The 14,767-nt window shown below is 70.0% G+C and carries 13 protein-coding genes; 8 read left to right on the top strand and 5 right to left on the bottom strand.

The annotated features are described in order from the left end of the window. Positions 1 to 187 precede the first annotated feature (187 nt). From CBF90_RS15035 to CBF90_RS15020, 4 genes are read right to left on the bottom strand one after another with little or no spacing between them, the layout of a single operon-like run. Positions 188 to 910: an ABC transporter ATP-binding protein gene (locus CBF90_RS15035; protein ID WP_088380984.1), complete on the bottom strand. Its 723-nt coding sequence runs from the start codon at positions 908 to 910 to the stop codon at positions 188 to 190. Then, the gene (locus tag CBF90_RS15030; protein WP_233494950.1) at positions 907 to 1,878 is read right to left on the bottom strand and encodes an ABC transporter ATP-binding protein; all 972 of its coding nucleotides are present in this window, start codon (positions 1,876 to 1,878) and stop codon (positions 907 to 909) included. Before CBF90_RS15030 ends, CBF90_RS15035 begins: the two co-directional genes overlap by 4 nt. A 37-nt stretch (positions 1,879 to 1,915) precedes the next feature. Further along, complete coding sequence (locus CBF90_RS15025) at positions 1,916 to 2,896, bottom strand: branched-chain amino acid ABC transporter permease (RefSeq protein ID WP_023954402.1); 981 nt, start codon at positions 2,894 to 2,896, stop codon at positions 1,916 to 1,918. A gap of 5 nt (positions 2,897 to 2,901) precedes the next feature. After that, positions 2,902 to 4,176, bottom strand: coding sequence for a branched-chain amino acid ABC transporter permease (locus CBF90_RS15020; protein WP_172407867.1), 1,275 nt, complete (start codon positions 4,174 to 4,176; stop codon positions 2,902 to 2,904). A 251-nt stretch (positions 4,177 to 4,427) separates the two neighbouring features. Here CBF90_RS15020 and guaB point away from each other — a divergent pair, with 251 nt between their 5' ends. Together guaB and CBF90_RS15010 are read left to right on the top strand one after the other, a co-directional pair. Next, positions 4,428 to 5,933 (top strand): IMP dehydrogenase, encoded by a 1,506-nt coding sequence (gene guaB / locus CBF90_RS15015; protein WP_023954406.1) that lies wholly within the window; start codon positions 4,428 to 4,430, stop codon positions 5,931 to 5,933. Positions 5,934 to 6,129: 196 nt separating this feature from the next. Continuing rightward, positions 6,130 to 6,996, top strand: a complete 867-nt coding sequence (locus CBF90_RS15010) for an endonuclease domain-containing protein (protein WP_088380983.1) — start codon at positions 6,130 to 6,132, stop codon at positions 6,994 to 6,996. 132 nt (positions 6,997 to 7,128) lie between these two features. Here the strand turns inward: CBF90_RS15010 and CBF90_RS15005 are convergent, their stop codons facing one another. Next, positions 7,129 to 8,310 (bottom strand): FAD-dependent oxidoreductase, encoded by a 1,182-nt coding sequence (locus tag CBF90_RS15005; protein WP_306460411.1) that lies wholly within the window; start codon positions 8,308 to 8,310, stop codon positions 7,129 to 7,131. A 121-nt stretch (positions 8,311 to 8,431) separates the two neighbouring features. On the opposite strand from CBF90_RS15005, the gene CBF90_RS15000 reads away from it, so the two are divergent. The 6 genes from CBF90_RS15000 to CBF90_RS18480 all read left to right on the top strand — a co-directional run bounded on the left by CBF90_RS15000 (position 8,432) and on the right by CBF90_RS18480 (position 14,449). Continuing rightward, entirely contained in the window at positions 8,432 to 10,120 is a 1,689-nt protein-coding gene (locus tag CBF90_RS15000) for an ABC-F family ATP-binding cassette domain-containing protein (protein WP_023954412.1), read from the top strand. Positions 10,121 to 10,177: 57 nt separating this feature from the next. Further along, on the top strand, positions 10,178 to 11,296 hold the full coding sequence (locus tag CBF90_RS14995; protein ID WP_023954414.1) for a GuaB3 family IMP dehydrogenase-related protein: 1,119 nt from the start codon (positions 10,178 to 10,180) through the stop codon (positions 11,294 to 11,296). A gap of 70 nt (positions 11,297 to 11,366) precedes the next feature. Beyond that, positions 11,367 to 12,179, top strand: a complete 813-nt coding sequence (locus tag CBF90_RS14990; protein ID WP_088381000.1) for an SURF1 family protein — start codon at positions 11,367 to 11,369, stop codon at positions 12,177 to 12,179. Positions 12,180 to 12,189: 10 nt separating this feature from the next. Beyond that, positions 12,190 to 12,711 carry a DUF3817 domain-containing protein gene (locus tag CBF90_RS14985; RefSeq protein ID WP_023954418.1) on the top strand — a complete coding sequence of 174 codons (522 nt, stop codon included), beginning with the start codon at positions 12,190 to 12,192 and terminating at the stop codon, positions 12,709 to 12,711. Next, entirely contained in the window at positions 12,708 to 14,288 is a 1,581-nt protein-coding gene (gene guaA / locus CBF90_RS14980) for a glutamine-hydrolyzing GMP synthase (RefSeq protein ID WP_088380982.1), read from the top strand. The genes CBF90_RS14985 and guaA overlap by 4 nt, the downstream gene beginning before the upstream one ends. After that, positions 14,285 to 14,449, top strand: coding sequence for a hypothetical protein (locus CBF90_RS18480; protein ID WP_162815289.1), 165 nt, complete (start codon positions 14,285 to 14,287; stop codon positions 14,447 to 14,449). The genes guaA and CBF90_RS18480 overlap by 4 nt, the downstream gene beginning before the upstream one ends. Positions 14,450 to 14,767: the final 318 nt, after the last annotated feature.

The raw sequence follows: 14,767 nt of genomic DNA, 5'->3' as shown, positions 1-14,767 counted from the left end.
TGGACTCCGCCCCGCTGGGCTCAGCGCCCCCGGCATGTGGATCCCCCGCGCGCCCGCTCCGCAGGGGAGGAGCCCCTAATGCAGTTCGCCTGGCAGCTCACGCCGCCTCCGCGCGAGCGAAGAGGCGAGAACTGCCAGGCGAACCGGGCGAACCAGGCGAACCAGCCGAGCCAGGCGAAGCCCGGGCTCAGGTGCCCAGGGTGCCGAGGTAGAGACCGATGACCTTGGGGTCGTTGAGCAACTCGCGGCCGGTGCCCGTGTAGGCGTCGCGGCCCTGGTCGAGGACGTACCCGCGGTCGCAGATCTGCAGGCAGCGGCGGGCATTCTGCTCGACCATGATGGTCGTCACGCCCGCCTTGTTGATCTCCGACACCCGCAGGAACGCCTCGTCCTGGCGGGACGGCGAAAGGCCCGCCGAGGGCTCGTCGAGAAGCAGCACGTAGGGGTCCATCATCAGCGCGCGCCCCATCGCCACCATCTGGCGCTCGCCGCCCGACAGCGATCCGGCCCGCTGCTGCAGCCGCTTGGCGAGGTCGGGGAAGACGGATGTCACGAAGTCGGTGCGCTCCGCGACGACCTTCGGTCGCTGATACGCCCCCATCTGCAGGTTCTCCGCGATCGTCAGGCTCGGGAACACGTTGTTCGTCTGCGGCACGAAGCCGACGCCCTTCGACACGAGCTTGTTGGCACGCAGCCCCGTGATCTCCTCGCCGTTCAGCTTCACGGAACCGGATCGCACCTTCACCTGCCCGAAGATGGCCTTGAGCATCGTCGACTTGCCGGCGCCGTTGGGGCCGATGATCCCGACGAGCTCGCCGGGAGCCGCGGTGAGGTTCGCGCCATTGAGGATGTTCACGCCGGGCAGATAGCCCGCGTGCACGTCGGTCAGTTCGACGACGTTCTCGGTCACTTGCGGTCCCCATCCTCGTCAGCGCGCGCAGCGCCCGCGGCATCCGTCGTCGGCGCCTCGTCGATCGCCTGGTCGAGCTCGTGCACCGTCTCGACGAGCTCCTCCGCCTCGGGCGGCAGCTCACCGGCGTGGCGGCCCGTCACGACGCCGAGGTCGACGTCCTGATGTGCACCGAGGTAGGCGTCGATCACGGCGGGATTCTGCATCACGGTGTCGGGCGGGCCCTCGGCGACGACGCGGCCTTCGGCCATCACGACGACCCAGTCGGCGATGTGACGCACCATGTGCATGTCGTGCTCAACGAAGACGACGGTCATGCCGAGGTCCTTCAGATCGAGGATGTGGTCGAGCAGCGACTGCGTCAGGGCGGGGTTCACGCCGGCCATCGGCTCATCCAGCATGACGAGCACGGGATCGCTCATGAGCGCCCGCGCCATCTCGAGGAGCTTTCGCTGACCGCCCGAGAGCGACGCGGCGAAGTCCTTCTCCTTGGCGTCGAGCTTGAAGCGGGCGAGCAGACCGCGCGCCTTCTCCTCGATCTCGGCTTCCTGACCCCGCCACAGGAAGGGCAGGATGCCGGCGAAGATGCCCTCGCCCTTCTGCTTCGGAGCCCCGAGCTTCATGTTCTCGAGCACCGTGAGCAGACCGAGCGACTTCGTCAGCTGGAACGTGCGCACCTGGCCCATGCGCGCCGCCTTGAAGGCGGGGATGCCGGCGAGGTTGGTCCCGTCGAACGACCACGATCCCGCGTTCGGCTTGTCGAAGCCGGTCAGCAGATTGAACAGCGTCGTCTTGCCGGCGCCGTTCGGGCCGATGAGGGCGGTGATCGCGCCGCGCGGGATCTCGAGGTGCTCGACGTCGACGGCGGTCAGGCCGCCGAAGACGCGCTTGACGCCGTCGGCGACGATGATCGGGTCGTTCTTCGCGACGCCGGGGCGGACCTCGCCGCTGCCGTCGTCTTTGTGCAGGCCGGTCGCCTTGGGGCGCGGCGTCGGGGGTACGACATCAGCGGACAAAGGTCAGCTCCTTCTTGCTTCCGAGGATGCCCTGCGGGCGGAAGATCACCAGCAGCATGAGCGCGACGCCGACCAGCACGAACACGAGCATCTGGCTCTGCTCGGTGGTCAGGAACGGCAGCCAGCCGATGTTGACGAGGGCCGGCAGCAGGTTCGACAGGAACGCGCGCACCACCCAGAACAGCACGGCGCCCAGCACCGGGCCGAAGATGGTGGCCGCGCCACCGAGCAGCAGGGCGGTCCAGACGTAGAACGTCTGCGAGGTGACGTAGACGTTCGGGTTGACGTTGGTGCCCATGGCGGTGACGATGCCGCCGGCCGCGATGATGACACCGCCGACGATGAGCGCCTGCATCTTGAACGCGAAGACGTTCTTTCCGAGCGACCGCACGGCGTCCTCGTCCTCGCGGATGCCGCGGATGACGCGGCCCCAGGGGCTGCTCATGAGCAGCCAGACCAGGGTGACGACGATCGCGATCGTGATCAGGCCGACGATGATGACCCACCACTGGTCGGACTGGTACGTCCACGGCCCGAAGCCCCACCGTCCGGGAGGAAGCGGGTTGCTCGCCCGGAACCCGGCCTGGAAGCCCGAGAGGCCGTCGGCCGATCCCGTCTGGTTGCGGAACGCCGACGTCAGGAAGAGCAGGCGCAGCACCTCGGCGGCCGCGATCGTAACGATCGCGAGGTAGTCGCCGCGCAGCCGGAGGGTGGGGATGCCCATGACGAGCGCGAAGACCACGGCGGCGATGAGGCCGATGAGTGCGGCCACCGGCCAGGCGAGACCGAAGGTGAGGATCGAGATCGCGAACCCGTAGGCGCCGATCGCCATGAAGCCCGCGACGCCCATGTTGAGCAGGCCGGCGAAGCCGAAGTGAACCGACAGGCCGATGGCGGCGAGGATGTACCCGAGGGTCGCCGGGGCGAGGATCTGCGCCGCGGTGTTGCTGAGGATCTGAAGGAAGTTCACGATGCCTATCCGATTCGCTCTCGGCGCCCGAGGAGACCCTGCGGGCGGAACAGCAGGATGACGATCAGCACGACCAGCGCGCCGACGTACTTGAGGTCGGAGGGGATCCACAGCGTCGACACCTCGACGAGGAGCCCCACGATGATGGCGCCCACGAGCGCGCCGAACGCGGTCCCGAGACCGCCGAGCGTGACGGCGGCGAAGATGAGCAGCAGGATGCTGGTGCCCATGTCCCACTTGATGCCCGGCCGGAAGTAGGCCCACAGCACGCCGGACAGGCCGGCGAGCGCCGCGGCGACGACCCATACGACCCGGACCACCGCATCGACGTCGATGCCGCTGGCGGCGGCGAGCGACGGGTTGTCCGAGACGGCCCGCGTCGCGCGGCCGATCCGCGTGCGCATGAGCCACCAGGCGAAGCCGGCGATGACCACGAGCGAGACGCCCATGCTGATCACGTCGGTGAGGGTGAGGCGGATGGGGCCGAGCCCGGGGATGACCGAGGTCGAGCCGCCGGGGAGCTGGGCCGTGCCGCCGCCGACGAACATCTGGAAGATGTAGCGCAGCGCGAGCGAGAGACCGATCGAGACGATCATGAGCTGCACGGTGCCGAGTCCGCGGCGTCGCAGCGGTCGCCAGAGGCCGGCATCCATCGTCAGGCCGAACAGTGCCGAGACGGCGACCGCCAACGGGATCGCGATCCAGATCGGCAGGCTGAACCCGGCCGAGAACAGCAGCGCTGCGAGCGCTCCGAAGGTGACCATCTCGCCGTGCGCGAAGTTGGACAGGCCCGTCGTGCCGAACACGAGCGAGAGGCCGATCGCGGCGAGGGCGAGCATGAGGCCGAAGTTCAGGCCGTTGACGGCGCGGGAGAGCAGCTGATCGACGAAGCTCGTCGTCTGCCGTTCGGCCGCCTCGAGGGTGAAGTTGCGCGTGATCGTGCTCGTCGCTCCGAACTCGACCTCGAGCGTCGACTCGAAGCCCTCCGGGACGGTGACCCCCGAGGGGAGGCTGTCCTCGACGAGTTCGACGGTGTAGGCGACATCCTTCGTCGGGACGCCGATCGAGAAGCTGCCTCTGTCGTTCGTCTCGCCTTCGGCTTCGAAGTCGCCGCCGGTCACGACGATGGTGGCCCCCTCGACGGGTTCACCACCGGTGCGGACGTTGCCCGCGATCGTGAAGGGCAACGACTCGGCGTCGTCTCCTGCGGCCAGGGCGGGGGAGGCGATGCCCAGGAACGCCACGGCGGCCAGGAGGCCGGCGATCAACGTCGAGAACATGCGCCTCGGGCGACGAGCAGCGCGCGTCATCGAAGTGATCGCCACTGGCACCTCCTGAGATAAGTGGACGAACGCCGAGAGGTACCGGTTCTGCTGGTGGCTTCGGCGACACCTGAACGTATGCGCTGATTGTTGCTTGCGTGTTTCCGGTGCGCAACAACGAATGCGGTGTGTCGTTTCGTGGATCTCGGGAGCGGGAATGCCGTGGGGCGCCGGGCGCTTAGAATCGTTGAGACTTTCAAGGAGTGCGCATGAGCGACTACAACGACCCGTTCGGATTCGTCGGCCTCACCTACGACGACGTCCTGCTCCTGCCGGGGCACACCGACGTCATCCCGTCCGAGGCCGATACATCGTCGCGCGTGACGCGCCGCATCACCGTGGCCACTCCGCTGCTGTCGGCCGCGATGGACACCGTCACCGAGGCGCGCCTCGCGATCGCGATCGCGCGCGAGGGCGGCCTGGGCATCATCCACCGCAACCTCTCGATCGAGGAGCAGGCGGCGATGGTCGACCGGGTCAAGCGGAGCGAGTCGGGCATGATCACCGACCCGATCACGACGACCCCCGACGCCACCATCGAAGAGGTCGACGCGCTCTGCGGGCAGTACCGCATCTCGGGCCTGCCCGTCGTCGACGACGAGGGACACCTGCTCGGCATCGTCACGAACCGCGACATGCGCTTCGTCTCGGGTTTCGAGCGGCAGACCACCAAGGTCCGCGACGTCATGACGAGCGAGAACCTGGTCACCGGTCGCGTGGGCATCGGGGCGAACGAGGTCATCGCGCTCTTCGCCCACCACCGCGTCGAGAAGCTCCCGCTCCTCGACGAGGAGGGCAAGCTCGCCGGTCTCATCACGATCAAGGACTTCGACAAGAGCGAGAAGTACCCCCTCGCCACCAAGGACGACCAGGGGCGCCTCCGCGTCGGTGCGGCCATCGGCTTCTTCGGAGACGCGTGGCAGCGGGCCGAGGCCCTGCGCGACGCCGGTGTCGACGTCATCGTCGTCGACACCGCGAACGGTCAGTCCGCGGGCGTCATCGACATGGTCAAACGCCTGAAGGCGGATGCATCCTTCGAGCACATCGACGTCATCGGCGGAAACGTCGCGACCCGCGAGGGCGCGCAGGCGCTCATCGACGCGGGTGTGGATGCCGTCAAGGTCGGCGTCGGCCCGGGCTCGATCTGCACCACGCGCGTCGTCGCCGGTGTGGGTGTGCCCCAGGTCACCGCGATCTACGAAGCGTCGCTGGCCGCGCGCGAAGCCGGCATCCCGATCATCGCCGACGGCGGTCTGCAGTACTCGGGCGACATCGCCAAGGCCCTCGTCGCCGGCGCCGACTCGGTCATGCTCGGGTCGCTCCTCGCCGGAACCGACGAGTCGCCGGGCGAGATCGTCTTCCAGGGCGGCAAGCAGTTCAAGCAGTACCGCGGCATGGGATCGCTGGGCGCGCTGCAGACCCGGGGCAAGAAGACCTCGTACTCGAAGGACCGGTACTTCCAGGCCGACGTCCCGAGCGACGACAAGCTCATCCCCGAGGGCATCGAGGGGCAGGTCGCCTACCGCGGCCCCGTGTCGGCCGTGGCATACCAGCTCATCGGCGGCCTGCGTCAGTCGATGTTCTACGTCGGCGCCCGCACCGTCGAAGAGCTGAAGGCCCGCGGCAAGTTCGTGCGCATCACTTCGGCCGGGCTCAAGGAGTCGCACCCCCACGACGTCCAGATCGTGGTCGAGGCGCCCAACTACAAGCGCTGACCCGCGCTCGCCTGTGCGCGAAGCTCGGAGATTCTGACGAAGGTCGGATCGATCGCCCCAGATCGTCCGACCTTCGTCGCATTCTCCGAGGTACGACGGGCATGGGTCCTCCTCCCCAGGGAGAGAAGCCACGTGGTTCTCCCCAGAACCGGGGGAGGGATGCCGCGGGGCCGCGGCGCCGCACGAGGATGACGGCATGCCCCGCCGTCCCACAGCATCCGATGTCACCCGATGGGTGGAGGGAGCCGGAGGCATCGCGCATCGCAGCGCGGTCCTCGCCGCCGGGTTCCCGGTGCGGGTGATCCGCGACGCGGTCGCTGCTGGCGGCCTGCGGATGGTTCGCCGCGCCTGGTGCGTCTCTGCCGGCGCCCCGGGAGACCTCCGTGCTGCGGCATCGGCCGGCGGAAGGCTGAGCTGCGTCTCGCTCGCGCGACGGCGCGGGTGGTGGGTGCCCGACGGCATCCCGTCGCAGCACCACGTGCACCTCTTGCCGCACGCCGCATCCCCGGGTACCGACGACGCCGACACTGTGGCGCACTGGACCCGGCCGCTCTGCCCGGTGGCGCGGACGGATCTGCAAGCCGGTGTCGAGGACGCACTCGGCCACATCGCCCAGTGCCTGCCGCGGGAGGACGCGCTCGTGGTGTGGGAATCGGCCGCCCGCACCGAAGCCCTCGCCCCGGAGACTCTCCGGGCCGTGCCGTGGCCGTCGGTCGCGGCGCGCGAGCTCGCCGGCGCGGTCACGGGGCTGTCCGACTCCGGCCTCGAGACCCTGGTATTCGCGCCGCTGCGTGACCGCGGGGTCCCGGTCGTCCAGCAGGCGAAGATCGCGGGTCGATTCGTCGACGGCCTCGTCGGGGACCGGCTCGTCGTGCAGATCGACGGTTTCGCGTTCCACGCCTCGAGTGCGCAGCGCAGCGCCGACGTCGCCCACGACGCCGAACTGCGGCTACGCGGCTACACAGTGCTGCGCTTCACCTACCGGCAGGTCGTGCACGAGCGGGCCGCCGTCCAGCGCACCCCCCAGCGCGCCCTCGCCCAACGGCTTCACCTGCGGTCGTGAGCCCGAGCTTGCGCCCCACCGCGTTCACGGAAGTCGGAGATTCGTCGCAAGACCGGAGAGATCGTGCCGCTCGATCCGAGCGCCGTGACATCCTCCGAAGCTCGCGCCCGGTCGCGAGCCCGAGAGCCCGACTCACCCTCGCGGCAGCCGGAAGGGCGCCGCGGCGCGCGCCGTCGCATCCAGCGCGAGGTCGGCGAGGGTCGCGCCGATGCCGGGGGCGAACTTGAAGCCGTGTCCCGAGAAGCCCGCTCCCACCACCACCGAGCCGACGCGATCGAGCACGAAGGCGCTGTCGTCGGTCGAGGTGTAGGTGCACGACAGGTGCACGGCAGAGTCGGGGTCGAGCCCCGGCATCCATTCGCGCACGTAGTCGACGAGCGTCTCGTGGTGCGTCACCCGGTGGGTGCGCGCGTCGGGGTCGACGACGTCCCCGACACGGTGGAACCCGACCTTGACGCCCTCGCCCGGCGTCGGCATCCCGTAGACCGGCGCCGGGTAGCGGCTGGGATCGAGCCGGTGGTTGAACGACGGCCACGGGCCCGCGGTGGGCGCGAAGTGCGCCGGGGTCTCCTCGGTCACCGTGAGTCGCGGCAGACGGATGCCGGGCAGCAGGCGCTCGGTCCAGGCGCCGACGGTCGCGACGACGACGTCCGCCTCGACCTCACCGCCGCTCGCCAGCCGCACGCGCGCGCCGCGCGCGCCGAGATCGTCGATGCCGGCGGCGGGCGCTCCCCAGCGGACCTCGCCGCCGCCGTCCTGCACGCGCCGCTCGAGCTCGAGCATCGCGGCCGACGCGCGCGCCACCCCGGCATCCGCGGAGTAGAGCACGTCGGTCTCGAACCGCATCCCCGGCCAGCGCGCACCCGCCTCCGCAGCCGAGAGCATCTCGGCGGGGATGCCGCGCGCGCCGAGTCTCCCCGCGATCGTCTCGAGACCATCGGCGTCGTCGGCGCCGCCACCGAGGTCGCCGCCGACGCCGTGGGTCACGAGCCCATGCCGCCGCAGCAGCGGCTCGCCGTCGACCTCGCCGAGCGCATCCCAGCCCTCACGCGCTCGCTGCAGCAGGTCGAGGTAGTGGCCGTCGGCGTAGGCGTTGTTGAAGTTCCGCGTCGCGCCGTGCGAAGCACCGTGGGTGTGCCCCCGCCCGAAGCGCTCGAGGACGAGAGGACGTTCGCCGCGACGGACGAGGGCCCACGCGGTGGCGAGGCCCATGACGCCCGCGCCGACGATCACGATGCGACTCATGCGGCCAGCATCCCACTCCGTGCCGCGCCGCTGTGCATAGCTGCGACCGTCCTCGGAGAATCGCGTCATCCTCGGACTCATTCGTCCTCAGCATCCGAGCCCCGCGCGATTCTCCGAGCTGCGCGGGCACCCGCGCCGAGGTGCGATAGCCTGGTCGGCTCCGCAGTGGAGCGGAAAGGCCCGGTCCACGATGGGATCGCTCGACATTCAGGGTGTCTCGTACACCCTCCCCGACGGCAGGCCGCTGCTCGACGAGGTCATGTTCCGCGTCGGTGCGGGATCGACGACCGCGCTGATCGGTCAGAACGGCGCGGGCAAGACGACGCTGCTGCGCATCATCCGCGGGGATGCCGCGGCCCACGGCGGTGTCGTCCAGATCGACGGCGGCCTCGGGGTCATGGACCAGTTCGTCGGGCACGGTGGTGCCGGTGAGACCGTTCACGACCTGCTCATCTCGGTCGCGCCCGAACGCGTCCGCCGTGCCGCCCGGGAGCTGGACGACGCCGAGAACGCGGTGATCGCGTCGGACGAGCTCGACACCCAGATGCGCTACGCCGCTGCGATCGCCGACTACGCCGACGCGGGCGGCTACGAGTACGAGACGGTGTGGGACACCTGCACGACGGCGGCCCTCGGCGTGCCGTTCGAGCGGGCGCGCTACCGCGAGCTGACGACGCTCTCGGGCGGCGAGCAGAAGCGGCTGGCTCTCGAGGCGCTGCTCCGCGGGCCCGACGAGGTGCTGCTCCTCGACGAGCCCGACAACTATCTCGACGTTCCGGGGAAGCGCTGGCTCGAGGACCGCCTGCGCGAGACGGCGAAGACGGTCCTGCTCGTTTCGCACGACCGCGAGCTGCTCGCCCGTGCCGCCGACCGCATCGTGACTCTCGAGGCCGGGGGAGCGGGCAGCACCGCCTGGGTCCACGGCGGGAGCTTCGAGACCTATCACCGCGCCCGCGACGAGCGCATGGCGCGGCTCGACGAGCTGCGCCGCCGGTGGGACGAGGAACACGCGAAGCTGAAGCGGTTCGTCGCCGACATGAAGGCGAAGGCGGCGGCCAGCGACGAGTTCGCGTCGCGATACCGCGCGGCGCAGACGCGGCTGCGTCGGTTCGAGGAGGCCGGGCCGCCCGAAGAGCGTCCGCCGGAGCAGAACCTCGAGCTGCGCCTGCGCGGCTCGCGCACCGGCAAGCGCGCGGTCGTCGCCGACGGGCTCGAACTCACGGGGCTCATGCGGCCCTTCGACCTCGAGGTCTGGTTCGGCGACCGGGTCGCGGTGCTCGGCTCGAACGGCTCGGGAAAGTCGCACTTCCTCCGTCTCCTCGCCGCGGGCGGCACGGAGCCCGACGCTCTGCTGGGGCACGTCACCGCCGTCGGCTCGGCGCTCGAGCCGGTCGCGCACGCCGGGACGGTGACGCTCGGTGCGCGGGTGGTCCCGGGCTGGTTCGCCCAGACACACCGGCATCCGGAGTTCACCGGCCGCACGCTGCTCGAGATCCTGCACCGCGGAGACGACCGCCGAGTCGGGATGCCGCGGGATGCCGCGAGCTCGGCGCTCGACCGCTATGGGCTCGTCCGCCAGGCCGAGCAGACCTTCGACAGCCTGTCGGGCGGTCAGCAGGCGCGGTTCCAGGTGCTTCTGCTCGAGCTCTCGGGTGCGACGCTGCTGCTGCTGGACGAGCCCACCGACAACCTCGACCTCACGTCGGCCGAAGCCCTCGAACGGGCGCTCGCCGCGTTCGAGGGCACGGTGCTCGCGGTCACTCACGACCGCTGGTTCGCGCGCTCGTTCGACCGGTTCGTCGTCTTCGGCGGCGACGGCCGCGTCTACGAGTCGAGCGAGGCGGTCTGGGACGAGCAGCGGGTCGCCCGCGCGCGCTGAGCGGACGGCCGGTCCGGCTGTCGTGTCCGGACCGGCCGGTAGGCTGGAGGGGTGACCATGGAGATCGAGCTCGGCCGCGCCAAGCGCGCCCGTCGGGCCTACGCGTTCGACGACATCGCTGTGGTGCCCTCGCGGCGCACCCGCAACACCGAGGACGTGTCGACCGCCTGGTCGATCGACGCCTTCCAGTTCTCGATCCCGGTGCTCGGCGCCCCGATGGACTCGGTCACGAGCCCCCGGACGGCGATCATGCTCGGTCAGCTCGGCGGACTGGGCGTCCTCGATCTCGAAGGACTCTGGACGCGGTACGACGACCCCGAGCCGCTGCTCGCCGAGATCGCGGGGCTGCCCGACGCGTCGGCGACGCGACGCATGCAGGAGCTCTATGCCGAGCCGATCAAGCCCGAGCTCGTGCGCGACCGCCTGGCTGAGATCCGCGCGGCGGGCGTCACGGTCGCCGGCTCGCTGACTCCGCAGCGCACGCAGGAGCTGTACGAGACCGTCGTCGCCGCGGGCGTCGACCTGTTCGTCATCCGCGGCACGACGGTGTCGGCCGAGCACGTCTCGAGCGTCGACGAACCGCTGAACCTCAAGAAGTTCATCTACGACCTCGACGTCCCCGTGATCGTCGGCGGTGCCGCGACCTACACGGCGGCCCTCCACCTCATGCGCACCGGTGCGGCGGGCGTGCTCGTCGGCTTCGGCGGCGGCGCCGCCTCCACCACGCGCGCGACGCTGGGCCTGCACGCTCCGATGGCGACGGCTGTGGCCGATGTCGCCGGAGCACGTCGTGACTACCTCGACGAGTCGGGCGGACGCTACGTCCACGTCATCGCCGACGGCGGCGTCGGCACCTCCGGCGACATCGTCAAGGCGCTCGCGATGGGTGCCGACGCGGTCATGCTGGGGGTCGCCCTGGCTCGTGCGACGGATGCTCCCGGCCAGGGGTTCCACTGGGGTCCCGAGGCGCACCACGCTCAGCTGCCGCGCGGTCGCCGCGTGGCGGTCGAGCAGGTCGGCTCCCTCGAAGAGGTGCTCTACGGCCCGGCCCCGGTCGCCGACGGCACCGCGAACCTCATCGGCGCACTGAAGAAGTCGATGGCGACGACCGGCTACTCCGACCTCAAGGAGTTCCAGCGCGTGGAGGTCGTGGTGGCGCCGTACAGCGTGCGGTGACATGAGCTCGACCGATCCCGCTCCGCCCACCCCGCCGTCGGCCGCGTTCGCGCCGACGCTGCGCGAGGTCATGCTCCGGCCGTGGTGGCTCGGCATGCTCGCGTTCGCGCTGCTCGTGGCCGCGGTGTTCGCGTGGCTCGGGCAGTGGCAGCTCTCGCGCGCCGTCGACACCTCGCCGCCGCCGCCGGGGCAGACCGAGCAGGTGCGCCCGCTCGCCGATGTGACCGAACCCGGCGCGTACCTGCCCGAACCGCTCGTGGGCCAGCGCGTCGAGGTGCGCGGTTCGTTCGTCCCCGACGACTTCGAGGTCGTCTCGTCGCGGTTCGATCGTGGCGAGGAGGGGTACTGGGTGACCGGCCAGCTCCGCGTCGACCCCGAGTCGGCCCGCTCGTCCGACCCGACCTCGCTCGCCGTCGCCGTGGGGTGGACGGCCGATCGCGCCGAGGCGGACGCCGCGGCAGCTGCCCTCGACGCCGACCCGCCACAGGATGTCGCCCTCACGGGGCGCATCATCTCCGACGAAGGCCCTGCGCTGCCGGGTCGTGGCGCCGATCCGCAGGAGATGACGCGGATGTCGCCCGCCGCGCTGCTCAGCCGCTGGCACGACACCGCGGGGCTCGACGTCTACCGCGGCTACCTCACCTCCGCGGAGTCGTTCGGGGGCCTGACCGCGATCCACTCGCCGGCACCCGACGAGCGCTCCAACGTCAACTGGCTCAACATCTTCTACGCCGTCGAGTGGGCGGTGTTCGCCGGCTTCGCCTTCTACATGTGGTACCGCCTGGCGAAGGACGCGTGGGAGAAGGAACTCGAAGACCTCGAGGACGAGCGCGCGGATGGTGACGTCGCCGCCGCGGGAAGCGCCCCGCCGGGCCGCGACTAGACTGGACGCCATGCCTCGCGCCCCGAAACTCGCCACGTTCCCGGCGATCCGGAACGCTCTGCGCTTCTACCAGATCTGTTCGGTGATCACGGGTGTCGGTCTGCTGCTCCTGCTCGCGGAGATGATCCTGAAGTACACCCCGATCCACACCGAGCTCTTCGCCGGCGGCTCGGGCGGCCTCCTGTGGTTCGCCCCGGTGATCGCCGGCGCCGATTGCGAGTGGTGGTCGCTGTTCCTGCCGCAGACGAACTCGTGCGAGATGCTCTCGACGGGTGACGGGTTCAACGTCTCGCTGGCGATCCTCGTCGTGCACGGCTGGTTCTACGTCGTGTACCTGTTCTCGTGCTTCCGCGTGTGGAGTCTCATGCGCTGGTCGTTCCCCCGCTTCATCCTGCTCGCGCTCGGCGGAGTCGTTCCCGCCCTGTCGTTCTTCATGGAGGCCCGCGTCGCACGCGAGGTGAGGACCTACCTCGCCGAGCGCGAAGCCGCTGAGGCAGCCGCATCCATCCCCGCCACGGAAGGCACCCGGTGACCACACAGACCGAAACGTCGCAGCGTCCTGTCCTCGTCGTCGACTTCGGCGCGCAGTACGCCCAGCTCATCGCGCGCCGTGTGCGTGAGGCGGGCGTGTACAGCGAGCTCGTCCCGCACACCGCGACCGCCGAGGAGATCGCCGCCAAGGATCCGGTCGGCATCATCCTCTCCGGCGGCCCGTCGTCGGTGTACGAGCCCGGCGCCCCGGCCATCGATCCGGGTGTGTTCGATCTCGGGGTGCCGACCCTCGGCATCTGCTACGGATTCCAGGTGATGGCGCAGGCCCTCGGCGGCGAGGTCGCCAACACGGGGCTCCGCGAGTACGGAGCCACCGACGCGACCATCGTCACGGAGGGCACGCTGCTCGAGGGGCAGCCCGCCGAGCAGAACGTCTGGATGAGTCACGGCGACCAGGTGTCGCGCGCGCCGGAGGGCTTCGAGGTGCTCGCCCGTACCGCCGCCACCCCCGTGGCCGCCTTCGCCAACGATGTGCGCAAGTTCTACGGCGTGCAGTGGCACCCCGAGGTGAAGCACTCCGACCACGGACAGAACGTGCTCGAGAACTTCCTGCACAAGGCGGCGGGGCTCCCCGCCGATTGGAACAGCGGCAACGTGATCGCCGAGCAGGTCGAGCGCATCCGCGAACAGGTGGGCTCGGGGCGGGTGATCTCCGCGCTGTCGGGCGGTGTCGACTCGGCGGTCTCGACGGCCCTCGTGCACAAGGCGGTCGGTGACAAGCTGACAGCGATCTTCGTCGACCACGGTCTGCTCCGGAAGGGAGAGCGGGAACAGGTCGAGAACGACTACGTCGCCTCGACCGGCGTTCGGCTGATCACGGTCGATGCGCGCGAACGGTTCCTCGAGGCTCTCGCCGGCGTCAGCGACCCCGAGCAAAAGCGGAAGATCATCGGCCGCGAGTTCATCCGTGCGTTCGAGCAGGCCGAGCGCGACCTGATGGCCGAGGCGGCCGCCGATGGCGAGCCGATCCGGTTCCTCGTGCAGGGCACGCTGTACCCGGATGTCGTGGAGTCCGGCGGTGGCGCCGGCACGGCGAACATCAAGAGCCACCACAACGTCGGCGGCTTGCCCGAAGACCTGCAGTTCGAGCTCATCGAGCCGCTGCGGACGCTGTTCAAGGACGAGGTCCGCGCGATCGGGCGCGAGCTGGGTCTGCCCGAGGCCATCGTCGGACGCCAGCCGTTTCCGGGGCCCGGCCTCGGAATCCGCATCGTGGGCGAGGTCACCGCTGATCGTCTCGAGATCCTGCGTGACGCCGACGCCATCGCGCGCGCCGAGCTGACGAAGGCGGGACTGGACGCCGAGATCTGGCAGTGCCCGGTCGTGCTGCTCGCCGACGTCCGGTCGGTGGGCGTCCAGGGGGATGGGCGCACCTACGGCCACCCCATCGTGCTGCGTCCCGTCTCGAGCGAGGACGCGATGACCGCCGACTGGACGCGGCTGCCCTACGACGTGCTGTCGAAGATCTCGAACCGCATCACGAACGAGGTCCGCGAGGTCAACCGCGTGGTGCTCGATGTCACGTCGAAGCCCCCGGGGACGATCGAGTGGGAGTGAGCGCGCCAGCGACGCTCCACAGCGAAACGGCGGATGCCGCGGCCGAACGAGCCGCGGCATCCGCCGTTTTCCGCGTCATGACGCGGATCGCCAGCTTCTGGCAGCTGCGCGACACGCCCGGGATGTCACGCCGCTTTGCCACGATGCCGGGAGCCGCGTAACTTATTACTTGTTCGCCCCACAGGGAAGAGCGAAGGGCCGGAAGGCCGACGCCCCCTCAAGCGGAGAACGAATCCCATCCCAAACCTCTTGCGAGAACAAGACGCTTGCGTCTAGGATGGAACCTCCACCCCGAACAGCAGTCCTCGACTGTCGCGGAACCTCGTTCCGAAGGCAGATCGAAGCGCGTCGCGGGTGGGGTATGGTTGTGAAGTTGCCCTCTGGGCTGGCTGTGAGGTCAGTTGGGGGAGCGTCCGATCCTTGAGAACTCAACAGCGTGCACTTGTCAAATGCCAAATAACCTCGACTCCACTTCGGTG

The sequence above is a fragment of the Microbacterium sp. AISO3 genome (genome assembly GCF_002204305.1).
GTDB lineage: Bacteria > Actinomycetota > Actinomycetes > Actinomycetales > Microbacteriaceae > Microbacterium > Microbacterium arborescens.
This window is presented reverse-complemented; position numbering and strand designations above follow the sequence as displayed.

Bases quoted from the DNA above. Each gene is read 5' to 3' on its own strand.
- CBF90_RS15020 (WP_172407867.1), bottom strand. From the start codon at position 4,176: ATGTTCTCGACGTTGATCGCCGGCCTCCTGGCCGCCGTGGCGTTCCTG.
- guaB (WP_023954406.1), top strand. From the start codon at position 4,428: ATGAGCGACTACAACGACCCGTTCGGATTCGTCGGCCTCACCTACGAC.
- CBF90_RS15010 (WP_088380983.1), top strand. From the start codon at position 6,130: ATGCCCCGCCGTCCCACAGCATCCGATGTCACCCGATGGGTGGAGGGA.
- CBF90_RS15005 (WP_306460411.1), bottom strand. From the start codon at position 8,310: ATGACGCGATTCTCCGAGGACGGTCGCAGCTATGCACAGCGGCGCGGC.
- CBF90_RS15000 (WP_023954412.1), top strand. From the start codon at position 8,432: ATGGGATCGCTCGACATTCAGGGTGTCTCGTACACCCTCCCCGACGGC.
- CBF90_RS14995 (WP_023954414.1), top strand. From the start codon at position 10,178: ATGGAGATCGAGCTCGGCCGCGCCAAGCGCGCCCGTCGGGCCTACGCG.
- CBF90_RS14990 (WP_088381000.1), top strand. From the start codon at position 11,367: ATGCTCCGGCCGTGGTGGCTCGGCATGCTCGCGTTCGCGCTGCTCGTG.
- CBF90_RS14985 (WP_023954418.1), top strand. From the start codon at position 12,190: ATGCCTCGCGCCCCGAAACTCGCCACGTTCCCGGCGATCCGGAACGCT.